Origin of the sequence: Vogesella mureinivorans (genome assembly GCF_007644035.1) — a bacterium.
In the GTDB taxonomy this organism is placed as follows: domain Bacteria; phylum Pseudomonadota; class Gammaproteobacteria; order Burkholderiales; family Chromobacteriaceae; genus Vogesella; species Vogesella mureinivorans.
Genome location: NZ_VMTV02000670.1, coordinates 1 through 530, shown reverse-complemented (window position 1 = coordinate 530; position 530 = coordinate 1). Strand labels below are relative to the sequence as shown.

Below are 530 nucleotides of genomic sequence, written 5' to 3'. Positions count from 1 at the left end.
ACCCAGGCGCCGGCTGCGGCTGTCAAGCAGGGTGCTGACTACGCCAACGGCGTAAGCGAAGGGCAGCATGTCGAAGGTGCGCAGCAGGTTGCGGGTGGCCGAGGCGACCCAGCCCACCGGCGTGCCGTCGGCATGGACTACACGCAGGCCCATCGCCTTCTTGCCCGGCGTCTGGCCGTGCCAGAACAGCTCGAACAGCACGGGATAGAGCCACAGCAGGGCGAACATGCCGACCATGTAGACGCCCTGGCCGGCCTTGCCGATGAAGGCGAGACCGATCGCAAGTACCCAAAGCACGACGATGCGGATGAAAAGGTCGAGCAGCCAGGCGACCGCGCGCGGCGCCATGCCGGCGGGCAGCAGGTAGAGGCGGATGCCTTCGGGGGTTTCGACTTCGACGCGGGTATCGAGCAGGGTGGCTGCGCTCATGCAAGCGGCCACCGGCGATCGGTCAGGCGGCCCCGTACGGCCGGCAAGCAGTTCATCGACACCCCAAAGTTTCCCCGCAAGAAGTCATGCCGCCGGGCCCG

Annotated in this window: 1 protein-coding gene; it reads right to left on the bottom strand. The window is 67.5% G+C overall.

Annotated features, from left to right (window positions below; genetic code table 11):
* Positions 1-429: RDD family protein (locus tag FLQ44_RS17655; protein WP_147695453.1), on the bottom strand; the 429-nt coding region annotated here is incomplete at its 3' end.
* Positions 430-530 lie beyond the last annotated feature (101 nt).